11 protein-coding genes and 1 pseudogene are annotated in these 17,890 nt (G+C 72.2%); 7 read left to right on the forward strand and 5 right to left on the reverse strand.

Annotated features, from left to right (window positions below; genetic code table 11):
- Together fdhD and ACIRGB_RS06965 are read left to right on the forward strand one after the other, a co-directional pair.
- Positions 1-849, forward strand: a complete 849-nt coding sequence (fdhD, locus tag ACIRGB_RS06960) for a formate dehydrogenase accessory sulfurtransferase FdhD (RefSeq protein ID WP_403859429.1) — start codon at positions 1-3, stop codon at positions 847-849.
- Between the two features lie 236 nt (positions 850-1,085).
- Complete coding sequence (locus ACIRGB_RS06965; protein WP_403859431.1) at positions 1,086-2,963, forward strand: exo-alpha-sialidase; 1,878 nt, start codon at positions 1,086-1,088, stop codon at positions 2,961-2,963.
- A 25-nt stretch (positions 2,964-2,988) separates the two neighbouring features.
- On the opposite strand, the gene ACIRGB_RS06970 is transcribed toward ACIRGB_RS06965, so the two are convergent.
- Positions 2,989-4,023, reverse strand: a complete 1,035-nt coding sequence (locus ACIRGB_RS06970; RefSeq protein WP_403859433.1) for a bile acid:sodium symporter family protein — start codon at positions 4,021-4,023, stop codon at positions 2,989-2,991.
- Between the two features lie 151 nt (positions 4,024-4,174).
- On the opposite strand from ACIRGB_RS06970, the gene ACIRGB_RS06975 reads away from it, so the two are divergent.
- Positions 4,175-5,056, forward strand: a complete 882-nt coding sequence (locus tag ACIRGB_RS06975) for a LysR substrate-binding domain-containing protein (protein WP_403859435.1) — start codon at positions 4,175-4,177, stop codon at positions 5,054-5,056.
- On the opposite strand, the gene ACIRGB_RS06980 is transcribed toward ACIRGB_RS06975, so the two are convergent.
- Positions 5,035-6,033 carry an Lrp/AsnC family transcriptional regulator gene (locus ACIRGB_RS06980; RefSeq protein WP_403859437.1) on the reverse strand — a complete coding sequence of 333 codons (999 nt, stop codon included), beginning with the start codon at positions 6,031-6,033 and terminating at the stop codon, positions 5,035-5,037. The two genes, ACIRGB_RS06975 and ACIRGB_RS06980, sit on opposite strands and share 22 nt — an antisense overlap.
- A 101-nt stretch (positions 6,034-6,134) precedes the next feature.
- Between ACIRGB_RS06980 and ACIRGB_RS06985 the strand changes: the two genes are divergently transcribed.
- The 3 genes from ACIRGB_RS06985 (at position 6,135) to ACIRGB_RS06995 (ending at position 10,604) form a co-directional block, all read left to right on the forward strand.
- Positions 6,135-7,649, forward strand: coding sequence for an MFS transporter (locus tag ACIRGB_RS06985; RefSeq protein ID WP_403859439.1), 1,515 nt, complete (start codon positions 6,135-6,137; stop codon positions 7,647-7,649).
- A gap of 211 nt (positions 7,650-7,860) precedes the next feature.
- Positions 7,861-9,687: an AMP-dependent synthetase/ligase gene (locus ACIRGB_RS06990; RefSeq protein WP_403859441.1), complete on the forward strand. Its 1,827-nt coding sequence runs from the start codon at positions 7,861-7,863 to the stop codon at positions 9,685-9,687.
- Positions 9,688-9,770: 83 nt separating this feature from the next.
- Positions 9,771-10,604, forward strand: coding sequence for an aldo/keto reductase (locus tag ACIRGB_RS06995; RefSeq protein WP_403859443.1), 834 nt, complete (start codon positions 9,771-9,773; stop codon positions 10,602-10,604).
- 79 nt (positions 10,605-10,683) lie between these two features.
- Here ACIRGB_RS06995 and ACIRGB_RS07000 read toward each other — a convergent pair.
- The 3 genes and pseudogenes from ACIRGB_RS07000 to ACIRGB_RS07010 form a co-directional block, all read right to left on the reverse strand.
- A pseudogene (locus tag ACIRGB_RS07000) lies at positions 10,684-11,384 on the reverse strand (SDR family oxidoreductase).
- 84 nt (positions 11,385-11,468) lie between these two features.
- The gene (locus tag ACIRGB_RS07005) at positions 11,469-12,422 is read right to left on the reverse strand and encodes a class I SAM-dependent methyltransferase (RefSeq protein WP_403859445.1); all 954 of its coding nucleotides are present in this window, start codon (positions 12,420-12,422) and stop codon (positions 11,469-11,471) included.
- Positions 12,423-12,582: 160 nt separating this feature from the next.
- On the reverse strand, positions 12,583-14,313 hold the full coding sequence (locus tag ACIRGB_RS07010; protein WP_403859447.1) for a glycoside hydrolase family 6 protein: 1,731 nt from the start codon (positions 14,311-14,313) through the stop codon (positions 12,583-12,585).
- A gap of 521 nt (positions 14,314-14,834) precedes the next feature.
- Between ACIRGB_RS07010 and ACIRGB_RS07015 the strand changes: the two genes are divergently transcribed.
- Positions 14,835-17,756, forward strand: coding sequence for a glycoside hydrolase family 48 protein (locus ACIRGB_RS07015; protein WP_403859449.1), 2,922 nt, complete (start codon positions 14,835-14,837; stop codon positions 17,754-17,756).
- Positions 17,757-17,890 lie beyond the last annotated feature (134 nt).

The raw sequence follows: 17,890 nt of genomic DNA on the forward strand, positions 1-17,890 counted from the left end.
ATGGGACGCGTCACGGAACGACGCAAGGTCATCCGCATCAGGGACGGGGCGGTCTCCTCCCGCCCGGACACGCTCGTCGCCGAGGAACCGCTGGAGATCCGGCTGAACGGCAAGCCGCTCGCCATCACGATGCGCACCCCCGGCGACGACTTCGCGCTGGCGGCGGGTTTCCTGGTGAGCGAGGGTGTCCTCGCCGAGCAGGGCGACCTCCAGAACATCGTGTACTGCGCGGGCGCCACCGTCGACGGGTCCAACACCTACAACGTGGTCGACGTGCGGACCGCCCCCGGCGTACGCGTCCCGGACATCACGCTGGAGCGGAACGTCTACACCACCTCGTCCTGCGGGCTGTGCGGCAAGGCGAGCCTGGACGCGGTGCGCACCACGGCCCGCTGGCCCATCGCCGACACTCCCCCGGTCCGCGTCACCCCGGAACTGCTGGCGCACCTGCCCGACCGGCTGCGCGCGTCCCAGCGGGTCTTCGACCGGACCGGCGGGCTGCACGCGGCGGCCCTGTTCACCGAGGGCGGCGAGCTGGTGGACGTACGGGAGGACGTGGGCCGGCACAACGCGGTGGACAAGCTGGTCGGGCGCGCCCTGCGGAACGGGGACCTGCCGTTGTCCCGGTCCGTGCTGCTGGTGTCGGGCCGGGCCTCCTTCGAGCTGGCGCAGAAGGCCGTGATGGCGGGCATCCCGGTGCTGGCCGCGGTGTCGGCGCCGTCCTCGCTCGCGGTGGACCTGGCCGCCGAGACCGGACTGACCCTGGTGGGCTTCCTGCGCGGCACCTCCATGAACGTGTACGCGGGTGAGGACCGGGTCGCCCTGCGGGCCGCGGCCGCCCAGGGCTGACCACCCTCCCCGCGACACGGCGGCGGGGCCCCTGCCGGCGGGGAGCGCCCCCTGCGCCCCGGGGGCCCCGCCTCGACCGCGCCGGGCGGCCGTACGCGGACGCGGCCCCGGTGTGTCCCGGCCGGAGCCCGACACGCGGGAACCGGCGCGGTCCCCGCGGACACGGGACGCCTCTTGTACTCATGTCCGGACGAAGGAACCCCCTCCCGCCAGCCGCCCGAAGGGCAGACCGCGCCATGCCGCCCCGACCTCTCCACCCCCTCTGGCTCGCCCTGGCCGCGTCGTGCGCGCTGGCCCTGTCCCCTCCCCCGGCGCACGCGCGACCCGGCGACCGCGCGGCCGGGTTCGAGGAGCGGGTGCTCTTCGACGCGGCCCGCGATCCCGGCGGGTACGCCTGCTTCCGCATCCCGGCGATCGTGCGCACCACGGACGGCACCCTGCTCGCCTTCGCCGAGGGCCGCCTCCTCGACTGCGGGGACGCCGGCGACATCGACGTCGTCCTCAAACGCTCGACCGACGGCGGACGCACCTGGGGCCCGCTCCAGGTCGTCAACGACGGCGGCGGCGACACCCACGGCAACCCGGCCCCGGTCGTCGACCGTGCCACCGGCCGCGTCCTCCTGCTGGAGACGTACAACGCGGGCCGCGCGGACGGCGCCAACTGCGCGGTGCCCTGCGCCCGCACACCGCACCTCCAGCACAGTGACGACGACGGCCGCACCTGGTCCGCGCCCCGCGACCTGGGCCCCGAGATCCTGCCGCCCGACTGGAACTCCTGGTACGCCACCGGCCCCGGGCACGGTGTCCAGCTCACCGGCGGCGCCCACCCCGGCCGGCTCGTCGTCGGGGTCAACGCCGAGACCTGGGACGGCGCACGCCTCACCGCCAACCACGCCGCCCTCGTGGTCAGCGACGACGGCGGCGAGCACTGGCGCACCGCCGCCACCGACACCTGGCCCGTCGCCGCCGACGGCACCTTCCGGCAGAAGCCCTCCGAACTGACCCTCACCGAACGCGCCGACGGCGCCCTCCTGGTCAGCGGCCGGGAGGAGAACGGCACCGACCTCGGCCACCGCACCCAGGCCCTCAGCCACGACGGCGGCGACAGTTTCGCGGCCCCCTTCCGGGCCCTGCCCGACCTGTACGCCCCGCAGGTGCAGGGCGCGGTGCTGCGCCTGGGCGACCGCACCCTGCTGTCCGCACCGGCCGACCCCGACCGCCGCCGGACCATGACGGTCCGCTCCTCCTGGGACGGCGGCGCGACCTGGGACGGCGTGGACCGCGGCACGGTCGTCACCCGGGACTGGGCGGGCTACTCGGACCTGGTGGCCGTCGACGACGGCACCGTGGGCCTGCTGTACGAGGGCGGGACGTCCGACGCCCGCGACGAGATCCGCTTCGCCCGCTTCACCGAGGACTGGCTCGCGCCGCGCCGGCCCGCCGACCCCACCACCCCCGACCTCGCGCCCGGCGCGGCGCCCGCGGCCGTGCTCGGCGGCGCCGGGACGACGGACGGCGCGGTGGGCGACGCGCTCGCGTTCGACGGCACCGACGACGCCGTCCGACTGCCCTACGACGGGCGGCTGGCGCTCGGCGAGGGGGACTTCACGGCGGCGCTGCGGTTCCGGTACTCGGCGGCCGGCGGGGAGCAGCCGCTGCTGTGGATGGGCGGGATCGGCACGACCCAGCCCCAGGTGTGGCTGCGCGCCGAGCCCGACAACGGGCGAGTGCAGGGCCTGATCACCGCGCGCGACGGCGCGGCGGCCCCGCGCTCGGCGTGGGTGCGCACCGACCGGGCCCTCGACGACGGGCGGTGGCACCGTCTGGCACTGCGGCGCGGCGGGGGCCGGCTCACGCTGTTCGTCGACGGTGCGGCGACGGCGGACACGGCGGACGTGCCGGGTTCGGTCAGCCGGAACTCGCCCTTCGGGGTGCACATCGGCGAACGGATGGACGGCCGGGCCCGCTTCACCGGCGCCGTCGACGACGTACACGTGTGGGACCGGGCCCTGACGGACGCGGAGATCGCCGCGGGCGACCCGCCCGCCGGCACCGGGGACACCGTCCTGCACCTGCCCCTGGACCGGGTGGACGGGGCGGGCACGGGCGGCTGACCGGCACCGCGCGGGTGGGCGGGCCTCAGCCGGGACGGCCGCCGGTGCCGACCGCGGTGCGCGCCGGGGCGGCCGGCTCCTCGGACGCAGCCGCCTCCGGGTCGCGCGACCGCCGCTTGGCGATCACCGCGCACACCATCAGCTGCATCTGGTGGAAGAGCATCAGCGGCAGGACCGCCAGCGAGGCATGGGCGCCGAACAGGACGCTCGCCATGGGCAGTCCCGCGGCGAGCGACTTCTTGGACCCGGCGAACTGGATCGCGATCCGGTCCTGGCGCCCGAAGCCGAGGCCCTTCGCCCCGTACCAGGTCACGAGCAGCATCACGGCCAGCAGGACCGCCTCGACGACCAGCAGCCCGCCCAGCCGCACCGGGCTCACCTGGTGCCAGATGCCCTGGACCATGCCCTCGCTGAACGCCGTGTAGACGACCAGGAGGATCGAGCCGCGGTCGACGAGCCCGAGCACCTTCTTGTGCCGGGCGACGAAGCCCCCGATCCAGCGGCGCAGCAGCTGCCCGGCGACGAACGGCACCAGCAGGTGCAGCACGATCTCCACCAGCGAGTCGGCGGAGAACCCGCCCCCGCCGCCCAGCAGGGCGGCGGCCAGCAGCGGGGTGACGACGATGCCGACCAGCGAGGAGAAGGACCCGGCGCAGATGGCGGCGGGCACGTTGCCGCGGGCGAGGGAGGTGAAGGCGATCGACGACTGGATGGTCGACGGGACCAGGGTGAGGAAGAGCAGGCCCTGGTGGAGGGGGTCGGTCAGGAAGACCGGCACCAGCGCGCGCGACGCCAGGCCGAGCAGCGGGAAGAGAACGAAGGTGCAGGCCAGCACGGTGACGTGGAGCCGCCAGTGCCGTACGCCGTCCATCGCCTCACGGGTGGACAGCCGGGCGCCGTAGAGGAAGAAGAGGAACGCGATCGCGCCGGTCGAGGCGCCGGAGGCGACGTCCGCGCCCGTGCCGCGGGCCGGCAGCAGCGCCGCCAGGCCCACCGTGCCGAGCAGCAGCAGGACGTACGGATCGATGGGCATCCGGCGCGGCCAACGCAGGTGTTTCACGGTGCTCCACTTGCTCGCTGCTCACTCGTTCCGCTGGTTCGACGGGGTCACGGGTCCCCGCTCCATCGTGCTCCCCCGCCCGGCGATCGGGAATCCGGTATACCGCTCTGACTGTCATCACGACTCTCGATGACCACGCTAGTCTGGCGGCATGTACGACCCCTCCCACCTGCGCAGCTTCCTGGCGGTGGCCCAGACGCTGAGCTTCACGCAGGCCGCCCGGCGGCTCGGGCTGCGCCAGTCGACGGTGAGCCAGCACGTGCGGCGCCTGGAGGACGCCACCGGGCGGCAGCTTTTCGACCGGGACACGCACGCGGTGGAGCTGACGGAGGACGGGGAGGCGATGCTCGGGTTCGCGCGCCGGCTCCTGGAGGTGCACGAGCAGGCGACGGCCTTCTTCACGGGCACCCGGCTGCGCGGACGGCTGCGGTTCGGCGCGTCCGAGGACTTCGTGCTGACCCGGCTGCCAGAGATCCTGGAGACCTTCCGGCACGACCACCCCGAGGTCGACCTGGAGCTGACGGTGGAGCTGTCGGGCACGCTGCACGAGCACCTGGCGGCCGGGAAGCTGGACCTGGTGCTGGCCAAGCGGCGGCCCGAGGACCCGCGCGGCGAGCCGGTGTGGAGCGACCGGCTGGTGTGGATCGGAGCGCCGCGGCTGCGCCTGGACCCGGACCGGCCGGTGCCGCTCATCGTCTATCCGCCGCCCGGCATCACCCGCGCGCTGGCCCTGGACGCCCTGCAACGCCAGGGCAGGGCCTGGCACGTCGCGTGCACCAGCGGCAGCCTCAACGGCCTGATCGCGGCCGCCCGCGCGGGCCTGGGCGTGATGGCGCACTCGCGCGGTCTGGTCCCGCCCGGTCTCGTGCGGGTGCCGGACCGGGCCGGGCTGCCCGAGCTGGGCGGCGTCGACTTCGTGCTGGTGCACGGCCGGCGCCGCCCGTCCGCACAGGGCGCCGCGGACGCGCTGGCGGCGGCGATCCTGGCGGGCGGCGACCGGCTGCACCGGCCTCAGCGCACGGGGCTCGGATAGATGAGCTGCTTGATCCGGCGCAGGAACGGCGAGGCCTCCACGTGCTGGACGCCCTCCAGGCGGCCGAGCGGGCCGCTGAGGTAGGCGTAGAGGGCGGCGGTGTCGCGGAAGACCGCGGTGGCGACGATGTTGGACGGGCCCGCGGTGGCGGCGGCGTGGGCGATCTCGTCGTGCGCGGCGAGGGCCTCGCCGACCCGGTGCAGCGCGGCCGGGCTGGTGGTGAGCCACAGCACGGCCGCGGTGGGATGTCCGAGGATCTCCACGTGGTACTCCACGTCGATGTACACGGCGCCGGAGCCGAGCAGTGCGGCCAGACGGCGTTTGACCGCGGACTCGGAGCGGCCGGTGGCGCGCTGGAGTTCGGGGAGTCCGGCGCGCCCGTCGCGCTCCAGGACGGCGAGCAGCGGCTCGTCCTCGGGGTCGATGCGGGCCGGCCCCGGCGGGCGCGATCCGGCGTCCGGGCGCAGCGCCGCGACCTCGTCGTCGCCGAGGACGCCGAACTTGCCGAGCCAGCCGCTCGGGCCGCCGTAGAAGCGGTGCAGGATCTGGTGGGCGTGGATCTCCAGGACGCGCGGGGTGCGCGGCAGCTTGCCGAGGAGCAGGTCGTCCCGGTCGCCGGGATTGCGCGGCCGGGTGCCGAAGACGACCTCGGTGCCGCCCGCGGCCAGCCCGATCCAGTTGGTGTCGGGCCGCTTGGCGAGGGCGTCCGCGATGGCGAGCGCGCTGTCGGGGACGCAGCGCAGCCGCAGCGTCCAGTGGTCCTGGCCGAGCCGCTCGGCGTCCCGGACGGCCACCACCCGCAGCCCGCCCTCCGCGCACAGCCTGCGGTAGCGGCGGGCGACGGTCTGGTCGGAGACGCCGAGCACCGCGCCGATGCGGCTGAAGGAGGCCCGGCCGTTGACTTCCAGCGCGGCGAGCACCCTCAGGTCGAGTTCGTCGAAGGTGTCGGATTCCATCCGCAGCACGGGTTCTCCCATCGAATTCCGTCACGGGAGCGCCATGAACGGGGTCAATCTGCCGGTGCCGATCCATCGTACGGAGGCAGAGACACTCGTAGCACACAGGAAGAAGACGGAACATGCGTACATGGGGGCCGCTCACGGCGGTGTGCCTGGGGACGTTCATGCTGCTCCTTGACGTGACGATCGCGGTGGTCGCGCTGCCGGACATGGCCAGGGGGCTGCACGCGTCGCTGAGCGATCTGCAGTGGGTGATGGACGGCTACGCGCTGGCGCTGGCCGCACTGCTGCTGGGGATGGGTGCCGCGGCCGACGTCCTGGGACGGCGCCGGGTGCACGTGGCGGGCGTGGTGCTGTTCGCGGTGGCGTCGCTGCTGTGCGGGCTGGCCACCGGGCCGGGGATGCTGGTCGCCGCGCGCGGGCTGCAAGGGGTGGGCGCGGCGGCGATGTTCGCCACCACGCTGCCGCTGCTCGGCTCGGTCTACCAGGGGCGCCGGCGGTCGATGGCGCTCGGGGTGTGGGGCGCGGTCAGCGGCGCGGCGGCGGCCGTGGGCCCGGTGCTGGGCGGACTGCTCACCGACGGCCCGGGCTGGCGCTGGATCTTCTGGGTGAACCTGCCGGTGAGCGTGGCGGCGGTCTGGCTGACGCTGCGCGTGGTGCCGGAGTCCCGCGGGGCGGCCGGGCGCCGTGTGGACTGGGCGGGGACGGTGCTGTTCGCCGCCTTCGCCGGGGCGCTGACGTACGGGGCGGTGCGGGCCGGGTCGCACGGCTGGACGGAGGGCGGCACGCTCGCCTCCTTCGGGCTCGCGGCGCTCGCGCTGGGCGTGTTCGTCGCCGTGGAGCGCCGGGTCGCCGATCCGCTGCTCGACCCGCGGCTGTTCCTGCGGCCCGCGTTCTCGGGCGTGATGCTGGGCGGGCTGGCCTTCAACGCGGCGGCGTTCGGCGTGATGGCGTACACCTCCATATGGCTCCAGACGCTGCTGGGGATGAGCCCGGTGCGGGGCGGGCTGGTGTTCGTGTGGCTGTCGCTGGCGTCGTTCCTGGTGGCCGCGGCGGGCGGGCGGCTGCTGCACGGGGTGCCGGCGCGGCTGACCATCGGGGGCGGGCTGCTGCTGATCGCGGCGGGCCAGTTCTGCATGGCGTTCCTGGACGCGGGGTCCACCGCGTCCGCCCTGGTGCCGGGGCTGCTCCTGGTGGGTGTCGGCACGGGTCTTGTCTCGCCCGGCATCGCGGGCGCGGCGCTGGCGGCGGTCCCGGCGGAGCGGTCCGGCATGGCCGGGGGCGCGGTCAACACCTTCCGGCAGCTCGGGTACGCGCTCGGCATCGCCGTGTTCGGCACGGTGCTGACCTCGCGGATGGAGGACACGCTGCCGCACGACGCGGCGCACGGCCTGGCGGGCGGTGCGGCGGGAGCCCTGCGGGGCGCGTTCGAGGAGCACGCGCTGCGGGCCGCGTTCGCCTCCGGACTGAACGCGGCGGCGGCGGTCGCGGGTGCGGTCGCTGCGGTCGCCGGGGTGCTGGTGCTCGTCCTGGTCAGGGCCGACCGCGGCGGCCGGGACGCCGGTGTGACACATTCCGCGACGCCCGCGCTGAAAGAGGAGGAGGCCGTTCCGGCACCCCCGTACCGGCGGTAAGCAGCTCGTACAGATTCGGTGGAGATTACGGCACCGAAACTTACTCATCCGTCAGTAATCTGTCCGACCCTTCCCCATGTGAGCGCATTTTCTCTCGCTGACCAGCGCGAACATGAGCCCTGTTCGATTTTGGCACCCCTCCCGTCCCCGCGTCGGGTGGGGTAGCTTTCACCGCGCCGTGCGGGGGTCGTCGAAAAGCGGGGAGCGGGGTTTGCGCGAGTTCAGCAGTCCTCCGTTGACGTTGGCGCCCCCGGTGGGGGGTCTGGCCGACGTCGTCTTCGAGCATGCCCAGGAGGACCCGCGGCACATCTCGCTCGGCCGCAAGGACGAGACCGGGCAGTGGCGGGACGTCACCGCCGCCGCCTTCCGCGACGAGGTGCTGGCCCTCGCCAAGGGGCTGCTGGCCCAGGGCATCCGCTTCGGCGACCGGGTCGCCATCATGTCCCGCACCCGCTACGAGTGGACCCTCTTCGACTTCGCCCTGTGGACGATCGGCGCCCAGGTGGTGCCCGTCTACCCGACCTCCTCGGCCGAGCAGTGCATGTGGATGCTCTACGACGCCGAGGTGACGGCCGCGGTCGTGGAGCACGAGGACCACGCGATGACCATCGCCACCGTCATCGACCGGCTGCCCCACCTGCGCGGCCTGTGGCAGCTGGACTCCGGGGCCGTGCAGGAGCTGTACGACGCGGGCGCGCACCTCGACGACGAGGTGGTCCACCGGCACCGCAAGGCGGTCACCCCGGAGTCGGTGGCCACCGTCATCTACACCTCGGGCACCACCGGCCGCCCCAAGGGCTGCGTGCTGACCCACGGCAACTTCATGTACGAGGCGGACACCGTCATCGCGCGCTGGGAGCCGGTGTTCCACTCCAAGCGGGGCGACGAGGCGGCGACCCTGCTGTTCCTGCCGCTGGCGCACGTCTTCGGGCGGATGGTGGAGGTCGCGGCGATCCGCGGCCGGGTCCGCTTCGGCCACCAGCCGCAGCTCAACGCCGCGGCCCTCCTGCCCGACCTGGCCGCCTTCCGGCCGACCTTCATCCTGGCGGTGCCGTACATCTTCGAGAAGGTGTTCCACGCGGCGCGGCGCAAGGCCGAGAAGGAGGGGAAGGCCGGTGCATTCGAGAAGGCCGTCGACGTGGCCGTGAAGTACGCGGAGGCCGTGGAGGCGAAGGCCTGGGGCATCGGGCCGGGACCGTCGGCGGGGCTGCGGATGCAGCACCAGCTCTTCGACAAGCTCGTCTACGCCAAGGTGCGCGCCGCGATGGGCGGACGCATCCGCAACGCCATGTCGGGCGGCTCGGCGATGGACCGGCGCCTCGGGCTGTTCTTCGCGGGCGCGGGCGTGCAGATCTACGAGGGCTACGGCCTGACCGAGTCCACGGCCGCCGCCACCGCCAACCCGCCCGAGCGCACCCGCTACGGCACCGTCGGGCAGCCCGTGCCGGGCGTCACCGTGCACATCGCGGACGACGGCGAGATCTGGCTCAACGGCGACAACGTCTTCGAGGGCTATCTGAACAACCCCAAGGCCACCGACGAGAGCCTGCACGACGGCTGGCTGGCCACCGGCGACCTGGGCGCCCTGGACGAGGACGGCTACCTCACCATCACCGGCCGCAAGAAGGAGATCCTGGTGACCTCCGGCGGCAAGAGCGTCTCCCCCGGGCTGCTGGAGGAGCGGGTGCGCGACCATCCGCTGGTCAACCAGTGCATCGTCGTCGGCAACGACCGCCCCTACGTGGCCGCCCTCATCACCCTCGACCAGGAGGCGGTCGAGCACTGGCTGACGATGCGCAACAAGCCGCGGATGTCCCCGGCCGACCTGGTGCACGACGCCGACCTGGAGACGGAGGTGCGGCGCGCGGTGGTCGCGGCCAACACGCTGGTGTCGCAGGCCGAGTCGATCCGCACCTTCCGCATCCTCGCCCAGCCGTTCACCGAGGAGCACGGGCTGCTGACCCCCTCGCTGAAGCTGAAGCGCAAGGCCATCGAGAACGCCTACGGCACCGAGGTCGAGGCGCTGTACACCGCGTGAGTTCCACGGTCAGGAATGCGTCGGGGCTCGTGATCGTTGACCATACGAGTACGACCTGACCACAACCGAAGGATCAAGAGCTCGTGAGCAGCAAGGTCCCCCCGATCATCCTGAACAACGGCGTCGAGATGCCCCAGCTGGGCTTCGGCGTCTGGCAGGTGCCGGACGACGAGGCCGAGACGGCGGTCGCCCAGGCGCTGGAGGCCGGGTACCGCAGCATCGACACAGCGGCGGTCTACGGCAATGAGGAGGGCACCGGCCGGGCGATCGCCGCCTCCGGGCTGGCCCGCGAGGACCTCTTCGTCACCACCAAGCTCTGGAACAGCGACCAGGGGTACGACTCCACCCTCCGCGCCTTCGACACCTCGATGGCGAAGCTCGGTCTGGAGTACCTCGACCTCTACCTGATCCACTGGCCCATGCCGGCCAAGGGGACGTACGTCGACACCTACAAGGCGTTCGAGAAGCTCCTGGCCGACGGGCGGGTCCGCGCCATCGGCGTGTCCAACTTCCTGCCGGAGCACCTGGAGCGGCTGACCGCCGAGACGTCGGTGATCCCGGCCGTCAACCAGATCGAGCTGCACCCCCACCTCCAGCAGCACGCCGCCCGCGAGGTGCACGCGGAGCAGGGCATCGCCACCGAGGCCTGGTCGCCGCTCGGCTCCGGCAAGGGCATCCTGGACATCCCGGCGATCGTCGCGATCGCCCGGAAGCACGGGCGCACCCCGGCCCAGGTCGTGCTGCGCTGGCACCTCCAGCTGGGCAACGTGGTGATCCCGAAGTCCGTGACGCCGTCCCGGATCAAGGAGAACATCGACGTGTTCGACTTCACCCTGGACACCGAGGACCTCGCGGCGATCAGCGCGCTGAACGAGGACCGGCGTCTCGGCTCGGACCCGGCGGACGTCAACTCCTAAGTGGTTCCACAACCGCGTCCTGCGGGAGGGGCCCGGCCGCGAGCGCGGCCGGGCCCCTCCCCCTTGTGTCCCGCGTGTGTCAGTTGGGCTGCCCCAGCGGCCGTACGACCACGGTGTTGACGTCGACCCCGGCGGGCTGGGTCATGGCCCAGACGACCGAGTCGGCGATCTGATCGGCGGTGAGCAGCTCGCCGGGCGGCAGTCCGCCGGTGGCCTCCCAGAACGGGGTCTCCACCCGGCCGGGCGCGATCAGGGTGACGCCCACGCCCCACTGCGTCACCTCGCGCCGGGTGTTCTCGGCGAGGCCGGTCACCGCCCACTTGGTGGCGCCGTAGATGTTTCCCGGCGTGTTCACGAAGCCGGCGACGCTGCCCACCAGCACGATCCGCCCGCGGTCTCCTTGAGCGCGTCGATGGACGCCCTGATCAGCAGGGCCGGGCCCAGCACATTGGTCAGCACCATCTCGGTCCAGCCCGCCGGGTCGCCCTCGGCGACCGAGTCGTGGGTGGCGAAACCGGCGTTGGCGACGACCGTGTCGAGTCGGCCGAACTCCTTCAGCGTGGCCTCGACCGCGGACACCACCTGGGCGTGCTCGGCGGCGCTGCCCCGGATCGTCAGCAGGCCCTCCGGGTCACCGAGTTCCGCGCTGAACGCCCGCAGCCTCGCCTCCCCGCGTCCCGTGACGGCCACCCGCTGCCCCGCGTCCAGCAGCCGCCGGGCGACGGCGGCTCCGATGCCACTGCCGCCACCGGTGATGAGCGTGACCGGTGTGTCGGTCATGGGTCCCCCTGTGTCTGGTACTGCTTCCCTCACGGACAGCGGGGAGTCCATCACTTGGAGCGCTCTCGAAGTCAAGCCCCGGCGTCAGACCGTCCGGACCGCCGTGTACACGGTGTGCGCCACCAGCACGCACACGTCCCGACGCCGGTGCACGCCCGCCTCGCCGGCGGGGTCGAGCAGCCGGTCCAGGGTGGCGCGGTCCTCGGCGTCGAGACGCTCGCCGATCCGCTCACGCAGCCGGGACAGCGACGTGGTGACGTAGTCGCGGGCGGCGTCGGACAGGGGCGCGGGCAGGTCGAGGAGGAAGCTGCGGGTGCCGGTGTGCTTCAGTCCGGCGGCGGTCAGCATCGCGGGCCAGTCCTCGGTCTCGGCCACGGAGTCCGGCAGGTCCGCGCGCATCTCGGCGAACGCGTCCTCCTCCACGGCGCGGATCCTGGCCTGGAGCCCGGGGCGCCCGATCCCGATGTCGCGGGGCAGGAACCGGGCGGGCAGTCCGCCCTCCAGGATCGCCAGGGTGCCGCCGGGTGCGAGGTGCCCGCCCAGAGCGGCGAGGGCCGCGCGCTGGTCGGGCAGGTGGTGCAGGCTCTGGCTGGCCCACATCAGGTCGGCGGGGTACTCCAGCTCGGACAGTGCGCCGGGCAGGTCCCCGGCGAGGGTGCCGAAGCGGTCGGCGAACCCCAGGCGTCCGGCACGGGCACGGGCCCGGTCGAGCAGCGGTCCGGCGCCGTCGGCGGCGACGACGCGGGCGCCGGGGAAGGTCTCGGCGAACAGGCAGGAGACGACGCCGGGTCCGCTGCCGACGTCGACGACCAGGCCGGGCTCGGTCACCTCCCGGGCCAGCCAGTCCAGGGCCTGCCGGTACAACGGCGTGTACAGCTCGGCCTGCGCCTCCAGGTGCGGGGCCATCTCGGCCCAGTCGATGTCGGCGTGGTCGTGCGTGTGCCCGTGTCCCTGCCCGTGCTCGTGTCCCTGCCCGTGCCCGTGTCCCTGTCCGTGGGCGGGGCCGTGGGTGTCGTGGTGATGGTGGTCGTGCGCCATGCCGGTCAGCCTCCCGTTCGCGGTGCCGCCAGCGTGCGACGACTCACCGACGGGGTGCAACCGGTGTTGCCGCTCCCGCAAAAATGGAGCGGCCACCGGGGCCCGGCCCGCAAGGACCGGACCCCGACGGCTCACCCGCGCCGCGCGCGCGGGAATCCGCTCACGACAGGGGCGGGTAGGCGTTCTTCATGAGCTCCTGGAACTGCGCGGAGAACCACTTCCCGGAGAGCGGGGCGTCCGGGAGGGCACCGGACATGTTGTTGCCGTTGCGCGCGTTACCGGTGTACGTCGGGTCGCACATCCGGTCGAATCCCTTGCCCTCGTCGTTCGGGATCTCCTTGCTCGCGCCGTCCGACTCACCCGGCGGCTTCATCCACACGTAGGCGTCGATGCCCGGCTCGGGGTTGGCCTTCGGCCGTTCGCCGAGGCCCGCCCCGGACTGGTTGCACCAGTTGCCGAGGTGGATGCGGCGGTCGTACTTGCCTCCGTTGACGTACGTGTCGACGTTCGTCGTGGCGCCGGGGCCGGTGGGCCGCTGGGTGCCGCCCCAGCCGTTGCGGGAGGTGTCGATGAGCATGCCGATCTTCGAGTCGAAGCCGATCGAGACCAGCTTCTCCCGCATGGCCTGGGCGTAGGACAGCTCGTCGGTGTAGCGGTTCCAGTCCACCCACTTGGACTGGCGCACGGACGTGCCGTTCACACTGTCCGTGATCTTGAAGTTGTCCTCCTTCAGCGCGCTGTAGTTGGCGGTGTTGACGATGAAGCCGTGGACGTCGTTGACGGTCGCGCCCTCGGTGGTGGCCGCCGTCTTGAACATGTCGGCCGAGGCGCCGAAGTTGTCGTCCCAGCCGAGCCAGCCGTGGTGGCCGGCGTCGATGTAGTTGTAGACGTTGCCGATGTCGCCGAGCTTGTTCAGGGCGTAGCCGACGCCCTTCTGGTAGTTGCCGTTGGCCTTCATCACGTCGCAGTTGGGCACGGCGGTCGGCCGGCCCGAGACGTTGGTGACGAGGTTGGGCAGCGAGTCGATCTCGACCGTGGTGACGATCCGCAGGCCCGCGTACTTCGAGTCCGAGAGGATCTCCGCGATCGGGTCGATGTACTCGGTCTTGTACCGGTCGATCTCGGTCGGGCCCAGTTCGCCGTTGGAGGCGAGGGCGGAGCAGTCACGTCCCGGCAGGTTGTAGATGACGAGCTGGACGTACAGCTCGCCGGAGCCCTTCTGCTTCAGCGCCTCGTCGAGGTGGTCGCGCAGGCCCATACCGCCGTTGGCACCCTCGATGGCGGCGATCCGGTCCAGCCAGACGCCGGTGGGCTGGTTGGCCACCCGGCTGCCGCCGGGTTCGGCCGCCGCCTTCTCGGACCACTCCGGGTTCACGTACCCCTTGGCGCCGGCGTAGGGGTTGTCCACCCGGTCGGACGGGTCGGTCGGCGGGTCGGTCGGGTCGGTGGGCGGATCCGTGGGGTCGGTCCCGCCGTCCACGTTGCAGGTCACGCCGTTGAGGGTGAAGGTGGCCGGGATCGCGTTGCTGCCGCTGTAGGTGCCCTGGAAGCCGAAGCTCGCCGAACCGCCGGTGGACAGCGTGCCGTTGTAGGACTCGTTGGCCGCGGTGACGGCGGCACCGCTCTGACTGACCTTCGCGTTCCAGCTGTTGGTGACCTTCTGGCTGCCGGCGTAGCTCCATCCCAGCGACCAGTTGGACGTGGCGGCACCGTTGTTGGTGACGGTCACGGCAGCGGTGAATCCGCTTCCCCAGTCGTTCTGCACCTTGTAGTCGACGGTGCAGGCGGCGGCCGCGGCTCCGGCGCTCGCGGAATGGGCGGCCAGTGCCGTGCCGGAGGCGCCGGCGACCAGCGTCAGGGCGGCGAGCATCGCGGTTCTGGTACGGGTCATGAGTGCGGGTTCCTTCTTTCGTGGGGGTGCTGCTGTCGTCCCGGGACGCGCTCGCGTCGGCGCGGCCCGCTGCCGATCGGCATGGGGGTGCCGTGGTGATCGGAGGTCAGGAACGGCCCGCGGGCACGGCGGAGCGGCCCGAGGGATGAGCGAGCCGGCGCACCGGCCGGCAGGGCGTCGGACAGGTACCGGCCACAGCTACGGAAACGGCTAAAAGTCCTGAACGCGAGGGGTGGAACGGGGGGTGGCGCATGAGCGACTCCTTGCAGTTCGGACGCGCCGTGACGGACGCGTCGACTGGTGGAACCGCTCCCACTGGTGCAGCGAAGGTAGCGCCAAGTGACGGCAAAGAACAGAGGAGTTACCGACTTTCTCCCCGCCGGACCCGTCGAATCTTTTCGACTCTCCACACATCTTGACCGCACCAGGCACCCTCCCCACTATGGGAGCGCTCCCACTGGTTCAAGGCTTGTTGCTCCTCCCCCACTCCCCTCCCCGAGCCGCAAGGAGGAACCAGCACCATGCACCCAGGACACAGACCCGGACGCCGCACCGCGCGGCGCTGGTGGACCGCCGCGCTCGCGGCGCTCGCACTTCCCCTCACGATGCTGGGCACCGGTTCGACTCCGGCCCAGGCGGCCGCACTCCAGTGCAGCGTGGACTACAAGACCAACGACTGGGGCAGCGGCTTCACCGCACAGCTGACGCTGACCAACCACGGCACGGACGCCATCGACGGCTGGACGCTGACGTACTCCTACGCGGGCAACCAGAAGCTCACGAACGGCTGGAACGGCACCTGGTCCCAGTCCGGCCGCAACGTCACCGTGAAGAACGCCTCGTACAACGCGCGGATCGCCGCCGGGGCCGCCGTCTCCACCGGCGGGCAGTTCACGTACAGCGGCAGCAACGCCGCGCCGACCGGCTTCGCGGTCAACGGTACCTCCTGCACCGGCGCGCACCAACCGCCGATCACCGTGCTGACCAGCCCCCAGGCGGGCGCCGTCTACTCCCAGGGCGAGGCGGTGCCCCTGGCGGCCACGGCGGCCGCCGCCGACGGGGCCACGATCAGCAAGGTGGAGTTCTACGACGACACCAGGCTGCTGGGCACCGACACCAGCTCGCCCTACACCTACTCGGCCTCCGGGTTGACCGTGGGCAGTCACTCCCTGGTGGCGAAGGCCTACGACAGCATGGGGGCCTCCGCGGACTCGACCCCGGTCGGCGTCACGGTGGCCGCCGGACCGACCGTGGTCGCCTCGCCGAGTCAACTCGGCGTCCAGCAGGGCGAGTCGGGGACCTACGAGGTCAAGCTGTCCAAGCAGCCGACGGCGAACGTGACCGTCACGACCTCCCGCGCGAGCGGCAACACGGGCCTGACGCTGACCGGTGGCGCGAGCCTCACCTTCACTCCGTCGAACTGGGACACCGCCCAGCGGGTGACCGTCGCGGCGGACGCCTCCGGCAGCGGCTCGGCGGTCTTCGAGTCCACGGCCCCCGGCCACGGCAAGGCCGCGGTCACCGTGACCCAGCTGGCGGCGGCGAAGGACTACGACGCCCGCTTCCTGGAGCTGTACGGCAAGATCACCGACCCGGCGAACGGCTACTTCTCGCCCGAGGGCATCCCGTACCACTCGGTGGAGACCCTCATCGTGGAGGCGCCGGACCACGGCCACGAGTCCACGTCGGAGACGTACAGCTACCTGCTGTGGCTCCAGGCCATGTACGGCAAGGTGACCGGCGACTGGACGAAGTTCAACAACGCCTGGGAGATCATGGAGAAGTACATGATCCCCACCCACGCCGACCAGCCGACCAACTCCTCCTACAACGCCTCGAAGCCGGCGACCTACGCGCCCGAGCTGGACACGCCGAACGAGTACCCGGCGCCGCTGGACGGCACCGTGTCGGTGGGCTCGGACCCGATCGCCGGTGAGCTGAAGTCGGCGTACGGCACCGACGACGTGTACGGCATGCACTGGCTCCAGGACGTCGACAACACCTACGGCTACGGCAACTCGCCCGGCAAGTGCGAGGCCGGTCCCTCCGACACCGGTCCGTCCTACATCAACACCTTCCAGCGCGGCGCGCAGGAGTCGGTGTGGGAGACGGTGCCGCAGCCGACCTGCGACGCGTTCAAGTACGGCGGGAAGAACGGCTACCTGGACCTGTTCACCGGTGACGCCTCCTACGCCAAGCAGTGGAAGTTCACCAACGCCCCGGACGCCGACGCCCGCGCCGTGCAGGCCGCGTACTGGGCCGACATCTGGGCCGGTGAGCAGGGCAAGAGCGGCGAGATCTCCGCGACCCTGGGCAAGGCCGCGAAGATGGGCGACTACCTGCGCTACGCCATGTTCGACAAGTACTTCAAGAAGATCGGCAACTGCGTCGGTCCGTCGAGCTGCCCGGCCGGCAGCGGCAAGGACTCCTCCCACTACCTGCTGTCCTGGTACTACGCCTGGGGCGGCGCGGTGGACACCTCGGCGGGCTGGGCCTGGCGCATCGGCTCCAGCCACACCCACGGCGGCTACCAGAACCCGCTGGCCGCCTACGCGCTGAGCACCGACGCCGACCTGAAGCCGAAGTCGGCGACGGGCCAGTCGGACTGGGCCAAGTCCCTCGACCGGCAGGTGGAGTTCTACCGCTGGCTCCAGTCCGACGAGGGCGGCATCGCGGGCGGCGCGACCAACAGCTGGGCGGGCCGCTACGCGACGCCGCCGGCCGGTACGCCGACCTTCTACGGCATGTACTACGACGAGAAGCCGGTGTACCACGACCCGCCGTCCAACCAGTGGTTCGGCTTCCAGGCGTGGTCCATGGAGCGGGTCGCCGAGTACTACCAGCAGAGCGGTGACGCCGATGCCAAGGCGGTCCTGGACAAGTGGGTCGACTGGGCGCTCTCGGAGACGACCGTCAACCCGGACGGCACCTTCCGGATCCCGTCGACGCTCCAGTGGTCGGGCAAGCCCGACACCTGGAACGCCTCGTCCCCGGGTGACAACGGCGACCTGCACGTCACGGTCGCGGACTACACCAACGACGTCGGTGTGGCGGCGGCCTACGCCAAGACCCTGACGTACTACGCCGACCGCTCGGGCGACACCGCGGCGGCCTCGACCGCCAAGGCGCTGCTCGACGGCATGTGGGAGAACAACCAGGACGCGCTCGGCATCGCCGTCCCGGAGACCCGCGCCGACTACAACCGCTTCGACGACGGCGTCTACGTCCCGAACGGCTGGAGCGGCACCATGCCGAACGGCGACAAGATCGACAACTCGTCGACCTTCGCCTCGATCCGCTCCTTCTACCAGGACGACCCGGCCTGGTCGAAGATCGAGAGCTACCTCCAGGGCGGTGCCGCGCCCACGTTCACGTACCACCGGTTCTGGGCCCAGGCGGACATAGCCCTCGCCATGGGTTCGTACGCGGAGCTACTGGAATAGCCCCCGCGAGGCGCTCCGCGGGTTGGGCGGTTCGTTTACGGCTGCCGGCCGTGTGTGGCTGGCCGCGCAGTTCCCCGCGCCCCTTGCAGGGGCGCGGTGGGCACCGCCTCCTCCTCGGTGCGCCTGACGGCTCC

Origin of the sequence: Streptomyces sp. NPDC102490, from assembly GCF_044765285.1 — a bacterium.
Lineage (GTDB): Bacteria > Actinomycetota > Actinomycetes > Streptomycetales > Streptomycetaceae > Streptomyces.